Origin of the sequence: Streptomyces sp. NPDC048415 (genome assembly GCF_040651675.1) — a bacterium.
Classification (GTDB): Bacteria; Actinomycetota; Actinomycetes; order Streptomycetales; family Streptomycetaceae; genus Streptomyces.
This window is the reverse complement of the sequence record NZ_JBEZKJ010000057.1, coordinates 17,657-32,376: the sequence shown is the minus strand read 5'-3', so window position 1 is coordinate 32,376 and position 14,720 is coordinate 17,657. Positions and strand designations below refer to the sequence as shown.

The following is a 14,720-nucleotide window of genomic DNA, read 5'->3' as shown; positions in this document are numbered from 1 at the left end:
GACCGACGACGCAGAGTCATGGAAAACGCTAGCCCCCTCTCCGGAAACTGTCTCCATGAATACGCAAAGTGACTGGATCCCTCTCGCCGGGATCCAACTCCGCAAGGCGGGCGTCCAGTTCGACGCCGTACGGGTGGACGGCGACGAGGGCCGGGCTCTCGCGGACGTGCTCGCGCGGATGACGGGCGGGGATCCGGGGCCGGTGGTGGAGGAGGCGAACGGACGGCGGGCGGTGTACTTCCTGGTGCCGGTCGGCAGTACGTCGCACCGGGCATGGCCGGAGGGGATCACGCGGCTCACGGCGGGCCCGAACCGGGTCTCGTACGTCCCGGTGCCCGCCCTCGGAGGGCAGACGTGGCCGCTGAGTTGGCGCCACCGGCCGGCCGCCGACGGCCGCCTCGTCCACACGCTGCTCCTGCGCTCGGCGCTCCAGTCGCAGGAGTGGGCATGTGGAAGGTAAGGGACATAGCCTGAAAATGCACCTTTGATGCATATCTGTTCCCCGGTCAGGAGAAGGTGAGTGCGATGCGCGTCATGCTCAAGGCGTCCCTGGACACGGAGAAGGGCAACGAACTCATCCGCAGCGGCAAGCTGTCCGAGGTGATCAAGGAGGCGTTGGACCAGCTCAAGCCCGAGGCGGCGTACTTCGGTGCGGTGCGCGGTCGCCGTACCATTTTCCTGGTCTTCGACATGAAGGACAGCTCCGATTTGCCGCCCGCCGGCGAGCCGTTCTTCACCGAGCTCAACGCCGAGCTCGAAGTCTTCCCGATCATGAACGGCGAGGACCTCCAGAAGGGCCTGTCCCAGCTCCGCTGACGGCCGGGGCGTCCGCTTCACCCCTAGGAGTGAAGAACACGAACGTCCGCCTGGGGAAAGGTAGTTCGGCTTGCGCTCGTCGCTGTGCGTGCCCATAGAGTCACGCCAACGAAACGCCCCCGCGGTGCGCCAACACCCGGGGGCTCGACACCAGGAGCTAACGACTCCCGATGCGCATTCATCGTACGGCGCCCGGGTGCGCCATTTCAGTCTTCGTCGACACCCTCCCCCGCGACCGGAGCATCTCCCTGCGGGCGTCAGCCGTACCGACGTACCCCCTCGCCCTCCCGAACGGCGCCCGAGCCTCCCTCCGCACGCTTGCTGAGCTGAGCGGGCAACTCCTCGCCGCATGCGCGGTGTTCGGCACCGCGCCCGCCTAGGCGCACACAGACCCCCGGCTCGCATTCCGCGAGGCCGGGTCCTTCGAAAGAAACGGAGTGTCGATGACCGTCACACTCGTACGCCCGGAGACGGTATACCAGCGGTATACTGTGCTCATGGCTGACACCACGATCAAGGTCGATCCCGCCGTCCGAGACCGCCTTCAGGAGTTGGCCCGGGAGCGCGGGATCAGCATGCGGGACTTCGTGGCGGAGCTGGCCGGGGCGACGCCCACGAAAGAAGAGCTGCGCAAGCGGTACGAGGAGACCAGGGCGTACGTCGAGGAGCACTTCCTCGGCAGGCCGTACACCGAAGAGGACGAGAAGGCCGGCGAGAAGCTGTGGGCCGACCTCGAGGCCGGGCGCATCGGGGAGGTCCAGTGACGGACGACCACGGCAGGGACAGGTACCCGCTGCCGCGTGCCGTCATCTTCGACGACACCGCCGCGCTCGCGCTCGGCGCGGGGAACAGCATGGCCTCCCGGCTTGTCGTCGAGGCGGAGAAGGACCCCGCTCTACGGGTCTACATCCCGGCACTCAGCCTGGCCGCCGCCGAGCGTGAGCGAGCCGGGGTCGCCGAACATGTCGGCGCGCTGCCGTCCGTGAACATCGAGGGGCTCGACTTCGCGGCGGCGACCGCCGTGGGCAAGCGCCTGCGGACAGCGGCCTCCGGGGACGAGGATCAGACCGGCAAGGACGAGCCGGACTGGAGCGGTGCCCATGTGCTGCACCTCGCCCTGCCCACCGTCGAGTGGCCGCGCGGCCGCCCCGTGCTGACCAGGACGCCCACCCGCTACCGGGGAACGGGTATCCGGACGATCCGCATCGTCGAGCAGAGCTGACGACGAACGGTGCGGGGCCGGCGTCGGCCCGGCCTCGTACCGGCCTCGTACCGTCTCACCGTCTCAGCTGAAGATGATCATCGACCCTTGGGCCAGGCTGCGGGTCGCGGCAGCGTGCAGGCCCAGCCAGACGTGGCGTTCGCGGGCGAAGGGGCTGGCGTCGTAGGGGGCGGGGGCGGCCGGTTCCTCCAGCTCCGTGGGGGCCATGGGAGGCTCCGGGGCGGCCGGGGGGTTCGCCGGGTCGATGCCGATCGACGGGGCGACGAACTCGAGTTCGCGCAGCAGGGCGTGGGAGGAGCCCAGCGGGCCGCCGCCCGCGAGGAGTTCGTCATTGGCGAGCGGATGCGGGAAGTCGACGGGGACGTACGCCCCCGCGTGGTCGTAGTGCCAGACCAGGTGAGACTGCTGGGCGTTCGACTCGAACATCTCCAGCAACTGCTCGTAGTCCCCGCCCAGTTCGTCCACCGGCGTCACCGCGAGCCCGCACATCTGCAGAAGGTACGCGCGGCGCAGGAAGTGCAGCGCGTCGTAGTCGAACCCGGCGACCGGGGCGACGTCACCCGACAGCCCCGGCATGTACGCGTACACCGGCACCGGCGGGAGTCCGGCCTCGCCCAGCACCTTGTCGTAGAGCGCGAGTTCCTCGGCGAAGGGGTTGTCGGGGGTGTGGCACAGCACATCGACGAGCGGGACCAACCACAGGTCACAGGCCAACAGACGGCTCCTCTTACTCCTTGGAGTGCACGGTGGTCAGGGCAGCGTAATGCGCGCGGCGGTCTTGGGAAGGCCTCGGTGCGACTCGGGTTCCAGGTGATCCCCGGTGGGGGTGGCCGCCCTTGAGGGCTCCGCCCCCACACCCCCGATCGCCCGCAGGGCTCGTCCTCAAACGCCGGACGGGCTGGAACCTTTCGCCTGGCGCTCCATGAGCGCGAGAGAGTGATCGTTGTACGCCGTCACGATCGCGTGGGCCGCTTCCGGATCGCGGCGGGCGAGGGCGTCCACGAGCTCCGTGTGGCCGGACCACAGGCGGCCCTTGAGGTCGGCGACCTGGCGCAGGTGCTGGACCGTGCACACCCAGGACTGGACACGCAGCCGGTGCAGGAAGTCGGCGAGGTAGGGGTTGCCGAAGAGGCCGCTCAGCTCGCGCCAGAAGCGGAGGTCGTAGCCGATGAGGATGTTCAGCTCGCCGGCGATGGCCGCGCGCTGGGCCTCCTCGCCGCGGCGGCGGACGCCCGCGAGGGCGGCGACGGCGCGGGGATCCTTGAACTGCGGCATGCCTCCCGAGGTGAGGCGGCGGAACATGCCGTCCGTGACCAGGCTGCGGGCCTCGATCATGCCGCGGTAGTCGGCGGGGGAGTACTCGTGCACGCGGAAGCCGCGGTGCTGGTCCGCCTCCAGGAGGCCCTGGGCCGACAGGTCGACGAGGGCCTCGCGGACGGGGGTCGCGGAGACGCCGTACTGCTCGGCGATCTCCTTCACCGTGAACTCCTGGCCCGGCTGGAGGCGGCCCCCGAGCACCTCGTCGCGGAGCGCGTCCGCGATCTGCTGCCGCAGGGTGCTGCGGGTTACGGTGCCATTGCCGCCGGTGCCGGGCATGGTCTCGCTCCCCTTCGCGCGTAGGTCTTGGCGGACGTCACCTTACGCGGTGGGGCGCGGGGAGGGGGTTTTCGCCCCCTCCGCCCCTACCCGTCCCGTCCCTGGGGGCTCGCCCCCAGACCCCCGCGTCGCGCTTCGCGCTCGTCCTCAAACTCCCCCACGCTCGAGCGGGGGGACCCCCATGACGGGCTGAAATCAGCCCCTCCCGCCTTTGCGAGAGCGGGGTCTGGGGCGGAGCCCCAGGAGGGACGGACGGTCACGCGACGTGCTCGTCCGCCACCGACAGCGCCTCGTCCAGGGCGGCGAGCCCCTCCTTGGCCTCGGCCTCGGTGATGTTGCACGGCGGCACGACGTGCGTCCGGTTCATGTTGATGAACGGCCACAGGCCTTGCGCCTTGGCCGCGGCACCGAACGCGGCCATCGGCGCGTTCGCGGCACCCGCCGCGTTGTAGGGAACCAGCGGCTCCCGGGTCTCCCGGTCCTTCACCAGCTCCAGGGCCCAGAAGACACCGGTACCGCGCACCTCACCCACGCTCGGGTGGCGCTCGGCGAGCTCACGCAGACCGGGCCCGAGGACGGTCTCGCCGATACGCGCGGCCTGCTCGACGATCCCCTCCTCCTCCATCACGTTGATCGTGGCGACGGCGGCGGCACAGGCCAGCGGATGCCCGGAGTAGGTGAGCCCACCGGGGTAGGGCCGGGTGGCGAACGTCTCCGCGATCGCGCCCGAGATCGCGACGCCGCCCAGCGGCACGTACCCGGAGTTCACACCCTTCGCGAAGGTGATCAGGTCCGGCGTCACGCCGTAGTGGTCGGCGGCGAACCACGTGCCGGTCCGGCCGAACCCGGCCATGACCTCGTCGAGGACGAAGACGATCCCGTACCGGTCGCAGATCTCCCGCACACCGGCGAGATAGCCCTCCGGCGGCGTCATGATCCCCGCCGTGCCCGGGATCGTCTCGAGGATCACCGCGGCGATGGTCCCCGGCCCCTCGAAGGCGATCGTGTCCTCGAGGTGCTGGAGCGCGCGCTCGCACTCCTGCCGCTCGCTGTCGGAGTGGAAGGGCGAGCGGTAGAGGAAGGGCGCCCAGAAGTGGACGACTCCGGCCGCGCCGATGTCGTTCGGCCAGCGCCGCGGGTCACCGGTGAGGTTGATCGCGGTGGAGGTGGCACCGTGGTACGAGCGGTAGGCGGAGAGCACCTTCGGGCGCCCGGTGTGCAGCCGGGCCATCCGCGTGGCGTTCTCGACGGCCTCGGCGCCGCCATTGGTGAAGAAGATCTTGTCCAGGTCGCCGGGGGTCCGCTCGGCGATCAGCCGGGCCGCCTCCGAACGGGCCTCGATGGCGAAGGCGGGCGCGAACGTGGTCAGGGCCCCGGCCTGCTCCTGGATCGCGGCGACGACCTTCGGGTGCTGGTACCCGATGTTGGTGAAGACGAGCCCGCTGGTGAAGTCCAGATACCGCTTGCCTTCGTAGTCCCAGAAGTACGACCCCTCCGCGCCGGCGACGGCGAGCGGGTCGATGAGCTCCTGCGCGGACCAGGAGTGGAACACATGCGCACGGTCCGCGGCCTTCACGGCGGCGCCGACCTGGGGGTTGGGCTGAGGGGTCATGCGCCGAAGCGTAAATGTCCAGGGAGTGGACGCGATATCGGCGTCCTGTCTGCGGTCCGGGGCTTTCCGCGACAGTCTGTCGGGCTTGTCGCCGGGATGGCCGACATTGACAGTGTGCTGTCGAAGTGACAGCATACTTACATCGCCGACCAGGGCTTATATCTTCGGTCAAGGAGGAGCCATGAGCCGCAAGCCCGCGCATCTCGCCGTGTACGACACCTTCGCCGACTGGGAGACGGGGCACACGACGGCCCATCTCGCCCGCGCCGGGTACGGAATCCGGACGGTGGGCCCCACCCGGGAGCCGGTCACCACCATCGGCGGCGTCCGCATCCAGCCCGACCTCGCGCTCGAAGAGGTCCGCCCCGAGGACAGCTCCCTGCTGATCCTCGCGGGCGCCGACCTGTGGGACACGAGCGACGACCTGGCTCCCTTCGCCCGCGAGGCCCGCGCGTTCCTCGACGCGGGCGTGCCCGTCGCCGCGATCTGCGGGGCCACGGCCGGGCTGGCCCGCGAAGGCCTGCTCGACGACCGCGCGCACACCAGCGCCGTGTCCTTCTACCTCGCCGCCACCGGCTACCGGGGCGGCGCGCACTACGTCGACACCGACGCCGTCACCGACGGCAAGCTCGTCACCGCCGGTCCGACCGAACCCGTCGCCTTCGCCCGCGAGGTCTTCCGGCTCCTCGGGGTGTACGAGGGTGAGGTACTGGACGCCTGGTACCGGCTGTTCCACGATTCCGACGCCGAGGCGTACGCCGTACTGCAGCAGGCCGGGCAGTGAGCCGGGAACGCCAGGACCTGCTCAGCAGGAGCGCCCTCGGGGCGTTCCGCCTCAACGGTCAATTCCTCGCGGTGTCCGAGGAGTTGGCCCGGCCCGCCGGACTGACCGCCGCCTGGTGGCAGGTGCTCGGCGCGGTGCTCAGCGAACCGCTGCCCGTCTCCGGGATCGCCCGCACCATGGGCATCACCCGCCAGAGTGTGCAGCGGATCGCCGATCTGCTGGTGGACAAGGGCCTCGCGGAGTACCTCCCCAACCCCGCCCACCGCCGCGCCAAGCTCCTCACCCCGACCGACGAGGGCCGCGCCGCCGCGGCCAGGATCGGCCCCGGCCACGCGGCCCTCGCCGACCGCCTCGCGGACGCCCTCGGCGAGGACGGACTCGCCGAGACGGTACGGGTGCTGGAGCGGCTGTCCGCCGCGCTGGAGCAGACCAAGGACCGTTGCTGAACTGTGCAGAACTAACGGTTCCGCCGTCGTGGCCGCGCACTATCCTCGATCTGTTGCACACATTACGGGGGAAGGTGGCGCAGCCATGGAGAAACTGGGGGCCGGGGACCCGCATCGGATCGGGGCGTATCGGCTGCTGGCGCGGCTCGGCGCCGGCGGGATGGGGCACGTGTATCTGGCCCGGTCCGACCGGGGACGTACCGTCGCCGTCAAACTCGTACGCGAGGAACTCGCCGAACAGGAGGAGTTCAGGGCGCGTTTCCGCCAGGAGGTGCGGGCCGCACGGCGGGTCGGCGGGTACTGGACCGCACCCGTCCTCGACGCGGACACCGAGGCCGAGATCCCCTGGCTCGCCACCGGTTACGTCGCCGGACCGTCCCTGCAGACCGTCGTCGGCCACGACCACGGCGCGCTGCCCGAGCGTTCCGTCCGCATCCTCGCCGCCGGGCTCGCGCACGCGCTCCAGGACATCCACGCCGCGGGACTCATCCACCGCGACCTCAAGCCGTCGAACGTCCTCGTCACCATCGACGGTCCCCGCGTCATCGACTTCGGGATCGCGCGCGCCCTGGAGACCGTGACCGAGGGCGGCCTCACCCGCACCGGCGCACTCGTCGGCTCGCCCGGCTTCATGGCCCCCGAGCAGGTTCGCGGCGACAGGATCACGCCCGCCTGCGACGTCTTCTGCCTCGGCTCGGTCCTGTCCTACGCCGCCACCGGCGCCCTTCCCTTCGGGGCGGCGGGCAGCGGTGTGCACGCGATGATGTTCCGCATCGCTCAGGAGGACCCCGACCTCACCGACCTGCCCGAGGGCCTCGCCGACCTCGTGCGTGACTGTCTGCGCAAGAATCCCGCCGCCCGGCCCACCCTCGAACAGATCCTGGAGCGCACCGGCGCGGAGGACACCGTCTCGGACGGGCGCACCCGCGACCCGTGGCTGCCGAGCGCGCTGGTGGCCCAACTCGGGCGGCACGCCGTGCAGTTGCTGGACACGGAGAACCCCGACGAGGCGCCGGGCGCGGCTCCCGCGCCGGATGCGGCAGCCGTACCGGGTGCCCCAGCCGCCCCGGGAGCCCCAGCTGTACCGAGTGCCCCAGCCGCCCCGGGAGCCCCAGCAGTACCGGGAGCCCCAGCCGTACCGCCTGCCGTACCTTCCGCCGAACCGCTCGCCCTGCCGCCGGGAGCGGCGCCGGTCCCCGACTTGTCGAAGCCCCCGGCCACGCCCCCGTCCGCGCCGGACGCCGCCCCCGAGGTCCCCCCGGAGCACGCCCCCGCCGAGGAAGGCCCGACCCCGCCTCCACCGGGCAAGCCGGCCCCCATGAACCACCTCCCCACGATGATCGCGGGTTCGGGCCAGACGCCTCCGCCGACCGCCCCGCCCGCCGCACCGCAGCCCCACCCCGCATACGGCTATCCGCAGCAGCACCCCCAGCCCCCCGCGTACGGCTATCCCCAGCAGGGCGGCTGGAGCGGCCAGCCGGGACCGTACGGCTCGACTCCCCCGTACGGCCCGGGCGTCGCGTCTCCGTACGGCCTGGGCGGCGCGACACCCCCGTACGGTCCGGGAGTTGCCCCCCTCGGCCCCGAGCCCCCGCGTCGCAGCGGCCGTTCCACCGCCGTTCTGGTCATCGTGGCCCTGGTCGTCGCGCTCGGCGCGGGCGGCAGCGTGTACGCGCTGATGAAGGGCAGCGCGAGCGACAAGAACCACGACGACCCGAAGGCGTCGGCGGCGTCCTCCGGCGCGCCCACCACACCGGGCCCGAGCACGCCGGGGCCGTCCACGGCGTCCGAGTCGCCGAGCGCGCAGGCATCCTCGACCGGCACGGTCCCGGAGGCGTTCCTCGGCACCTGGAACATCGACAACGCGACGGGCCAGAACAGCCGCCAACTGACCATCCAGCAGGGCGAGGTCGGCGACACCGTGCTCTCGCTCGTCGCGGACGGGCCGGCCGGCAGCGGCACCTACCACTGCGTCTTCGAGGCCCCGCTGGCCGAGGCCCCGGCCGCCGACGGCCCCCTGGAGATCGGCCCCTCCGACGTCACCGTCGGCGAACCGGCAACCTCCTGCACCCCGGGCGCCGCCTCCGAGGTCACCCTCCTCTCGGACGGCCGCCTGCGCCGCGTGAGCAAGGACTCGGGCAAGGCCCTGACGTACACGAAGATCGGCTGAGCCTTTCAGCCCGTCGTGGGGGTCCCCCCGCTCGAGCGAAGCCGAGAGTGGGGGAGTTTGAGGACGAGCGCGAAGCGCGATAAGGGGGTCTGGGGGGCGGAGCCCCCCAGGTACGGGACGGGTAGGGGCGGAGGGGGCGAAAACCCCCCGCCCTCACCGAGGCTCCGGCGGCCGCTGCCGGGGCATGTTCGGCCGCGTACCCGGCGGCAACGGCGCCCGCCCCGGTGGCGCCCCCTCGATCCGCGGCGCCCCGCCCGCCAGCGACGACTGCATCCCCAACGGCGCCGCCCCCGTCCGGAACTCCACCATCCAGTCCGCCGTCTCGGCGCGGACCAGCTCCGTCACATCGTCGGAGAACCGCCGCAGCACCAAGAGACACCGCTCCGCCGCCTCACTGGCCGTCCCCTCCGCAGGCCCCAGCACCTCCCGCACACTCTCCGACGCCCAGTCGAACTGCAGCACCTGAAGCCGCCGCTGCACGGCCTGCGCGGTGGCCACATCCCTTATCCACCCGGAGGTCACCCCGAAGAACCGGTCGACTCCGACACAGGCGACCCCGAGCAGCAGGGCCAGATACCCCCACGCGGCCACCCCGCTCACCACCCCGGTGAGGTCGAGCAGCGGAAGCGCGGCCCCGCCCACCGCCCCCAGCGCCGCCCCGCACCGCAGCACCCGCGCCCCGCACCGCTTCCACACCCGGTCGGCGAGATACCAGGAAGCCGTGTCCAGCGCCCCCCGCTCCACCCACTGGTACAGCTCGTGCAGCCGTTCCGCGGGCTCACCCCAGTCCCCGAGCGGAAACGGCCGACCGGCCAGGTCACCCGGCCGCAGCCCCGGCGCCCCGTCGCCCCGCCCGTCCTGGGGCGGCCCCTCGGGCTGCATCTCCGGCTGGCTCACCCGGCACTCCCTACTGACGACGGTGATGACGTTACGTGACGCCATGTGACGCCTGGTGCGAAAGCGCCGCCCTCTTTCCTACCGCCCAATGGGTGGCGATGGCCCGGATTTCATCGCTTTTCCGCCCGGAAGGGGGCCTTGATCAGGTATAGGCGTCTCGACGGTGTCACTCGAAAGAGTGCTGGGGCGACGGGCCCGCCGACCACGTAGGCTCAAGCTGGACAGGAAAAACGGTCCACACAGCCGTACTCGAAACCAGGAGCTGATCGTGATTCCCGGTGGTGGCCAGCCCAACATGCAGCAGCTGCTCCAGCAGGCCCAGAAGATGCAACAGGACCTCGCGAACGCGCAGGAGGAGCTGGCGCGCACGGAGGTTGAAGGCCAGGCGGGCGGCGGCCTGGTGAAGGCGACCGTAACGGGTTCGGGCGAGCTCCGCGCCCTGGTGATCGACCCGAAGGCGGTCGACCCGGAGGACACCGAAACCCTCGCCGACCTGATCGTCGCGGCGGTCCAGGCGGCCAACGAGAACGCCCAGACACTCCAGCAGCAGAAGCTCGGCCCGCTCACCCAGGGCCTCGGCGGCGGCAGCGGTATCCCCGGCCTGCCTTTCTAAGACAGGCGGCGGCCAACTACCGTACGCACCAGGACGAAGCACGAATCAGGAACACGGAAAGGCAGTCCGTTGTACGAAGGCGTGGTTCAGGACCTCATCGACGAACTGGGGCGGTTGCCCGGCGTCGGTCCCAAGAGCGCGCAGCGGATCGCCTTCCACATCCTGCAGGCCGAGCCGACGGACGTCCGGCGCCTCGCGCAGTGCCTCATGGAGGTCAAGGCGAAGGTCCGCTTCTGCGCGACCTGCGGCAATGTGGCGCAGGAGGAGCTGTGCAACATCTGCCGCGACCCGCGCCGCGACCTGACGGTGATCTGCGTGGTCGAGGAGCCGAAGGACGTCGTCGCGGTCGAGCGCACCCGGGAGTTCCGCGGCAAGTACCACGTGCTGGGCGGCGCGATCAGCCCGATCGAGGGCGTGGGCCCCGACGACCTGCGCATCAGGGAACTCCTGGCCCGCCTCGCCGACGGCGTGGTCACCGAACTCATCCTGGCCACCGACCCGAACCTGGAGGGCGAGGCCACGGCCACGTACCTCGCCCGCATGATCAAGCCCATGGGCCTCAAGGTCACCCGCCTGGCCAGCGGCCTCCCGGTGGGTGGCGACCTGGAATACGCGGACGAGGTCACGCTCGGCCGCGCCTTCGAGGGGAGACGACTCCTAGATGTCTGACGCCACGCTGCACGCGACAAACCAGGACCCCGACGACTTCGTGGTCCAGATCGCGGATCAGGTAGAGAGCTTCCTGGTCGCCGTCACCGAGGTGGCCAAGGGCGACGAGCCGGACTCGGCCGTGCCCTTCCTCCTCCTGGAGGTGTCCCAGCTCCTCCTGGCCGGCGGCCGGCTCGGCGCACACGAGGACATCCTCCCCGACGAGCGCTACGAGCCCGACCCGGGCCCCGAGCCGGACGTGGACGACCTCCGCGAGCGCCTGGCGGTGATGCTGGAGCCGATCGACGTGTACTCGGAGGTCTTCGACCCCTACGAGCCGCGCAAGGCCCCGGTCCCGGCCCGTATCTCCGACGACCTCGCGGACGTCATCACCGACCTGCGCCACGGCATGGCCCACTACCGCGCGGGCCGCACCAGCGAAGCGCTGTGGTGGTGGCAGTTCTCGTACTTCTCCAACTGGGGATCCACGGCCTCCGCCACCCTCCGCGCCCTCCAGTCCGTAGTGGCTCACGTCCGCCTGAACCAGCCCCTGGAAGAGCTGGACGGCCTCGACACCGACCAGGATCTCGGCGAGGAAGCGCTCGCCGAGGAGGCCGGCAAGGTCATGGTGCAGGAGATCGCGGGACCGCTGGGGCTGCGGAAGGTCAAGTAACGCAGCGCCTCACGCACCGTGGGTCGGGCGGAAGTTGGATCAGCGCCGCACGTCCGCTGAACGGGCCCTGACCCGGGCAACGCGAGGCTGGGGGTGCTCCCACCGCAGCGGAGCATCCCCACTCGCACGGAAGTTTTCGTGAGGCCCCAGATACCTACACGTGCACGTGCACGTGCGGCGATCGTCGCCGCACCGGCCTCAGGGGGCGCTTCGTGTGACACCGGGCACTTTCCGGAGTGGCGCGGGCGAGCCGGGGCAGGGGCCGTGTCGGAGCGGCCGGACGGCCTTGCTGACCTGACGTCCCGGAGTGATCATGCCGTGAGCGGGACATCTCACGATGCGACACTTCGGAAGGGAAGTCCGGCCGCTCGTTAGACTGAGCCGACCGCAGTTGTGCGGTGCAGAGACGGACTGAGCGAGGAGCGCACGTGGGCCTTGTCGTGCAGAAGTACGGAGGCTCCTCCGTAGCCGATGCCGAGGGCATCAAGCGCGTCGCCAAGCGGATCGTGGAAGCGAAGAAGAACGGCCACCAGGTGGTCGTGGTCGTTTCCGCGATGGGCGACACGACGGACGAGCTGATCGATCTCGCCGAGCAGGTATCCCCGATGCCCAGCGGACGAGAGTTCGACATGCTGCTGACCGCCGGAGAGCGGATCTCCATGGCCCTGCTGGCGATGGCGATCAAAAACCTGGGCCACAGCGCCCAGTCGTTCACCGGCAGCCAGGCAGGTGTCATCACCGACTCGGTCCACAACAAAGCGCGGATCATCGACGTCACGCCCGGCCGTATCCGTACGGCCCTCGACGAGGGCAACATCGCCATCGTCGCCGGGTTCCAGGGCGTCTCGCAGGACAAGAAGGACATCACCACCCTCGGTCGTGGCGGGTCCGACACGACGGCTGTCGCGCTCGCGGCCGCCCTCGACGCCGAGGTCTGCGAGATCTACACCGACGTGGACGGCGTGTTCACCGCCGACCCGCGGGTGGTGAAGAAGGCGCAGAAGATCGACTGGATCGCCTTCGAGGACATGCTGGAGCTCGCCGCCTCCGGCTCCAAGGTGCTCCTCCACCGCTGTGTGGAGTACGCCCGCCGTTACAACATCCCGATCCATGTGCGCTCGTCCTTCAGTGGGCTTCAGGGCACGTGGGTCAGCAGCGAACCACGCGTTCAAAAGACACAGCAGCAAGGGGACCAGAAGGTGGAGCAGGCCATCATTTCCGGTGTCGCTCACGACACCTCCGAGGCCAAGGTCACGGTCGTCGGCGTCCCGGACAAGCCGGGCGAGGCCGCCGTCATCTTCCGCGCCATCGCCGATGCCGAGATCAACATCGACATGATCGTGCAGAACGTGTCCGCCGCCTCCACCGGTCTGACGGACATCTCCTTCACCCTCCCCAAGACCGAGGGCCGCAAGGCCATCGACGCCCTGGAGAAGGCCAAGGGCGCGGTGGGCTTCGACTCGCTGCGCTACGACGACCAGATCGGCAAGATCTCCCTGGTCGGCGCGGGCATGAAGACCAACCCGGGTGTCACGGCCGGGTTCTTCGAGGCCCTCTCGGACGCCGGCGTGAACATCGAGCTGATCTCGACCTCCGAGATCCGTATCTCGGTCGTCACCCGCGCCGACGACGTCAACGAGGCCGTGCGCGCCGTGCACACCGCGTTCGGACTGGACTCCGACAGCGACGAGGCCGTGGTCTACGGAGGCACCGGCCGCTGATGGCCAGGTCCGCGGGACCGACCCTCGCGGTCGTGGGAGCGACCGGAGCCGTCGGCACGGTCATGCTCCAGATCCTGTCCCAGCACGCGGACATCTGGGGCGAGATCCGTCTGATCGCCTCCCCGCGCTCGGCCGGCCGCAAGCTGGCCGTGCGCGGCGAGGAGGTCGAGGTCGTGGCCCTGTCGGAGGAGTCCTTCGACGGGGTCGACGTCGCCATGTTCGACGTACCGGACGAGGTGTCCGCCCAGTGGGCGCCCATCGCCGCCGCCAAGGGCGCGATCGTCGTCGACAACTCCGGCGCCTTCCGGATGGACCCGGACGTGCCGCTCGTGGTCCCCGAGGTCAATCCGCACGCGGCGCGGGTGCGCCCGCGCGGGATCATCGCCAACCCGAACTGCACGACCCTGTCCATGATCGTGGCCCTGGGCGCGCTGCACGCCGAGTTCGGCCTGCGCGAGCTGGTGGTGTCCTCGTATCAGGCGGTGAGCGGGGCGGGCCGCGCGGGCGTCGACACGCTCCGGCAGCAGCTGTCGCTCGTCGCCGGTACGGAACTGGGGACCAGCCCCGGTGACGTACGACGGGCCGTGGGCGACAACACGGGGCCGTTCCCGGAGCCGGTGGCACTGAACGTGGTGCCGTGGGCCGGCTCCCTCGCCGAGGACGGCTGGTCCTCGGAGGAGATGAAGGTACGCAACGAGTCACGCAAGATCCTCGGGCTGCCGGACCTGAAGGTCGCCGTGACCTGCGTACGCGTCCCGGTCGTCACCACGCACTCTCTGACCGTGCACGCCCGCTTCCAGGACGTGGTCACCGTCGCCAAGGCCCGCGAGATCCTCGCCACAGCGCCGGGGGTGGTCCTGTTCGACGATCCGGGCGCCGGTGAGTTCCCCACGCCCGCCGATGTGGTGGGCACCGACCCGACCTGGGTGGGGCGGGTCCGCCGGGCGCTGGACGATTCGACGGCACTCGAACTGTTTGTGTGCGGGGACAACCTGCGCAAGGGTGCTGCATTGAACACCGCCCAGATCGCGGAGTTGGTGGCGGCGGAGATCATCCGGGCGTAGGTTCTTCGTTCTGGACGTGCGAGGGTCCCGCAGGTTCTGCGCCGCGAATGTCCGGCAGCCGGAAATCTCGGTGGCCGTCGGGGGATTCGTTTGTAGGATCTGTGTGACTTCTGTGGCGCGAGTAATGGTCCGGACCACTTGTATCGGACCCACTCGGCGTTCGAAGATTTGACTCCCCGTCCTCCGCAACCGCGCGGAGGGCGGGGAGCGTCTTTGCGGTCGCCATTCAGGGGCGGCCGAGCGGTATGGCATATGGGGCGTAGGGGATGAGCTGGTGCGCATGAGGGCATTTGACGCATTGTCAATCGGGGTGCCTGACGCAAAAGCGATGCCTGATGCGTACAACCCTCACGGGGGGACGCGTGTCCAACTGGCGTGGCAGAGGTACTCGAATTCACCGCGGTCCAGACAAGGGGCACAGCCCTGCGTCCACCCCGCCGACTCCGCAGCCCCGGCAC

17 protein-coding genes are annotated in these 14,720 nt (G+C 70.5%); 13 read left to right on the top strand and 4 right to left on the bottom strand.

All coding sequences use genetic code 11. The features are described from left to right. The first annotated feature begins 55 nt into the window (after window positions 1-55). The 5 genes from AB0D27_RS30015 to AB0D27_RS29995 all read left to right on the top strand — a co-directional run bounded on the left by AB0D27_RS30015 (window position 56) and on the right by AB0D27_RS29995 (window position 2,038). Entirely contained in the window at window positions 56-460 is a 405-nt protein-coding gene (locus tag AB0D27_RS30015; RefSeq protein ID WP_362515125.1) for a hypothetical protein, read from the top strand. 65 nt (window positions 461-525) lie between these two features. Beyond that, on the top strand, window positions 526-816 hold the full coding sequence (locus tag AB0D27_RS30010; RefSeq protein ID WP_362515124.1) for a hypothetical protein: 291 nt from the start codon (window positions 526-528) through the stop codon (window positions 814-816). Window positions 817-986: 170 nt separating this feature from the next. Continuing rightward, window positions 987-1,196 carry a hypothetical protein gene (locus AB0D27_RS30005; protein ID WP_362515123.1) on the top strand — a complete coding sequence of 70 codons (210 nt, stop codon included), beginning with the start codon at window positions 987-989 and terminating at the stop codon, window positions 1,194-1,196. Window positions 1,197-1,313: 117 nt separating this feature from the next. Next, the gene (locus AB0D27_RS30000; RefSeq protein ID WP_362515121.1) at window positions 1,314-1,580 is read left to right on the top strand and encodes a hypothetical protein; all 267 of its coding nucleotides are present in this window, start codon (window positions 1,314-1,316) and stop codon (window positions 1,578-1,580) included. Continuing rightward, a complete protein-coding gene (locus tag AB0D27_RS29995; RefSeq protein WP_362515120.1) occupies window positions 1,577-2,038 on the top strand; it encodes a hypothetical protein in 462 nt (153 codons plus the stop codon). The genes AB0D27_RS30000 and AB0D27_RS29995 overlap by 4 nt, the downstream gene beginning before the upstream one ends. 63 nt (window positions 2,039-2,101) lie before the next feature. Here AB0D27_RS29995 and AB0D27_RS29990 read toward each other — a convergent pair whose 3' ends face one another. The 3 genes from AB0D27_RS29990 to AB0D27_RS29980 all read right to left on the bottom strand — a co-directional run bounded on the left by AB0D27_RS29990 (window position 2,102) and on the right by AB0D27_RS29980 (window position 5,246). Beyond that, on the bottom strand, window positions 2,102-2,752 hold the full coding sequence (locus AB0D27_RS29990) for a hypothetical protein (protein ID WP_362515118.1): 651 nt from the start codon (window positions 2,750-2,752) through the stop codon (window positions 2,102-2,104). A gap of 168 nt (window positions 2,753-2,920) precedes the next feature. After that, the gene (locus tag AB0D27_RS29985) at window positions 2,921-3,634 is read right to left on the bottom strand and encodes a GntR family transcriptional regulator (RefSeq protein ID WP_362515117.1); all 714 of its coding nucleotides are present in this window, start codon (window positions 3,632-3,634) and stop codon (window positions 2,921-2,923) included. Window positions 3,635-3,890: 256 nt separating this feature from the next. Further along, window positions 3,891-5,246 carry an aspartate aminotransferase family protein gene (locus AB0D27_RS29980; RefSeq protein ID WP_362515116.1) on the bottom strand — a complete coding sequence of 452 codons (1,356 nt, stop codon included), beginning with the start codon at window positions 5,244-5,246 and terminating at the stop codon, window positions 3,891-3,893. 181 nt (window positions 5,247-5,427) lie between these two features. Between AB0D27_RS29980 and AB0D27_RS29975 the strand changes: the two genes are divergently transcribed. From AB0D27_RS29975 to AB0D27_RS29965, 3 genes are all read left to right on the top strand, one after another. Continuing rightward, a complete protein-coding gene (locus tag AB0D27_RS29975) occupies window positions 5,428-6,030 on the top strand; it encodes a type 1 glutamine amidotransferase family protein (RefSeq protein ID WP_362515114.1) in 603 nt (200 codons plus the stop codon). Then, complete coding sequence (locus AB0D27_RS29970; RefSeq protein WP_362515113.1) at window positions 6,027-6,476, top strand: MarR family transcriptional regulator; 450 nt, start codon at window positions 6,027-6,029, stop codon at window positions 6,474-6,476. Before AB0D27_RS29975 ends, AB0D27_RS29970 begins: the two co-directional genes overlap by 4 nt. Window positions 6,477-6,561: 85 nt before the next feature. Beyond that, entirely contained in the window at window positions 6,562-8,646 is a 2,085-nt protein-coding gene (locus AB0D27_RS29965) for a protein kinase (RefSeq protein WP_362515111.1), read from the top strand. 153 nt (window positions 8,647-8,799) lie between these two features. Here the strand turns inward: AB0D27_RS29965 and AB0D27_RS29960 are convergent, their stop codons facing one another. Next, a complete protein-coding gene (locus AB0D27_RS29960) occupies window positions 8,800-9,543 on the bottom strand; it encodes an SLATT domain-containing protein (RefSeq protein ID WP_362515109.1) in 744 nt (247 codons plus the stop codon). Window positions 9,544-9,811: 268 nt separating this feature from the next. Between AB0D27_RS29960 and AB0D27_RS29955 the strand changes: the two genes are divergently transcribed. The 5 genes from AB0D27_RS29955 to AB0D27_RS29935 all read left to right on the top strand — a co-directional run bounded on the left by AB0D27_RS29955 (window position 9,812) and on the right by AB0D27_RS29935 (window position 14,262). Then, window positions 9,812-10,156, top strand: a complete 345-nt coding sequence (locus AB0D27_RS29955) for a YbaB/EbfC family nucleoid-associated protein (RefSeq protein WP_362515108.1) — start codon at window positions 9,812-9,814, stop codon at window positions 10,154-10,156. A 69-nt stretch (window positions 10,157-10,225) separates the two neighbouring features. Continuing rightward, entirely contained in the window at window positions 10,226-10,825 is a 600-nt protein-coding gene (recR, locus tag AB0D27_RS29950) for a recombination mediator RecR (RefSeq protein WP_362515106.1), read from the top strand. Continuing rightward, complete coding sequence (locus tag AB0D27_RS29945) at window positions 10,818-11,477, top strand: DUF5063 domain-containing protein (RefSeq protein WP_362515105.1); 660 nt, start codon at window positions 10,818-10,820, stop codon at window positions 11,475-11,477. Before recR ends, AB0D27_RS29945 begins: the two co-directional genes overlap by 8 nt. A 428-nt stretch (window positions 11,478-11,905) precedes the next feature. Next, window positions 11,906-13,198, top strand: a complete 1,293-nt coding sequence (locus tag AB0D27_RS29940) for an aspartate kinase (RefSeq protein WP_362515103.1) — start codon at window positions 11,906-11,908, stop codon at window positions 13,196-13,198. Next, window positions 13,198-14,262, top strand: a complete 1,065-nt coding sequence (locus tag AB0D27_RS29935) for an aspartate-semialdehyde dehydrogenase (RefSeq protein WP_362515102.1) — start codon at window positions 13,198-13,200, stop codon at window positions 14,260-14,262. Before AB0D27_RS29940 ends, AB0D27_RS29935 begins: the two co-directional genes overlap by 1 nt. The last annotated feature ends 458 nt before the right edge of the window (window positions 14,263-14,720 follow it).

What these genes read in the sequence shown, in the direction of transcription:
- AB0D27_RS30015 (WP_362515125.1), top strand. Translation starts at nt 56, where the DNA reads ATGAATACGCAAAGTGACTGGATCCCTCTCGCCGGGATCCAACTCCGC.
- AB0D27_RS30010 (WP_362515124.1), top strand. Translation starts at nt 526, where the DNA reads ATGCGCGTCATGCTCAAGGCGTCCCTGGACACGGAGAAGGGCAACGAA.
- AB0D27_RS30005 (WP_362515123.1), top strand. Translation starts at nt 987, where the DNA reads ATGCGCATTCATCGTACGGCGCCCGGGTGCGCCATTTCAGTCTTCGTC.
- AB0D27_RS30000 (WP_362515121.1), top strand. Translation starts at nt 1,314, where the DNA reads ATGGCTGACACCACGATCAAGGTCGATCCCGCCGTCCGAGACCGCCTT.
- AB0D27_RS29985 (WP_362515117.1), bottom strand. Translation starts at nt 3,634, where the DNA reads ATGCCCGGCACCGGCGGCAATGGCACCGTAACCCGCAGCACCCTGCGG.
- AB0D27_RS29980 (WP_362515116.1), bottom strand. Translation starts at nt 5,246, where the DNA reads ATGACCCCTCAGCCCAACCCCCAGGTCGGCGCCGCCGTGAAGGCCGCG.
- AB0D27_RS29975 (WP_362515114.1), top strand. Translation starts at nt 5,428, where the DNA reads ATGAGCCGCAAGCCCGCGCATCTCGCCGTGTACGACACCTTCGCCGAC.
- AB0D27_RS29965 (WP_362515111.1), top strand. Translation starts at nt 6,562, where the DNA reads ATGGAGAAACTGGGGGCCGGGGACCCGCATCGGATCGGGGCGTATCGG.
- AB0D27_RS29945 (WP_362515105.1), top strand. Translation starts at nt 10,818, where the DNA reads ATGTCTGACGCCACGCTGCACGCGACAAACCAGGACCCCGACGACTTC.
- AB0D27_RS29935 (WP_362515102.1), top strand. Translation starts at nt 13,198, where the DNA reads ATGGCCAGGTCCGCGGGACCGACCCTCGCGGTCGTGGGAGCGACCGGA.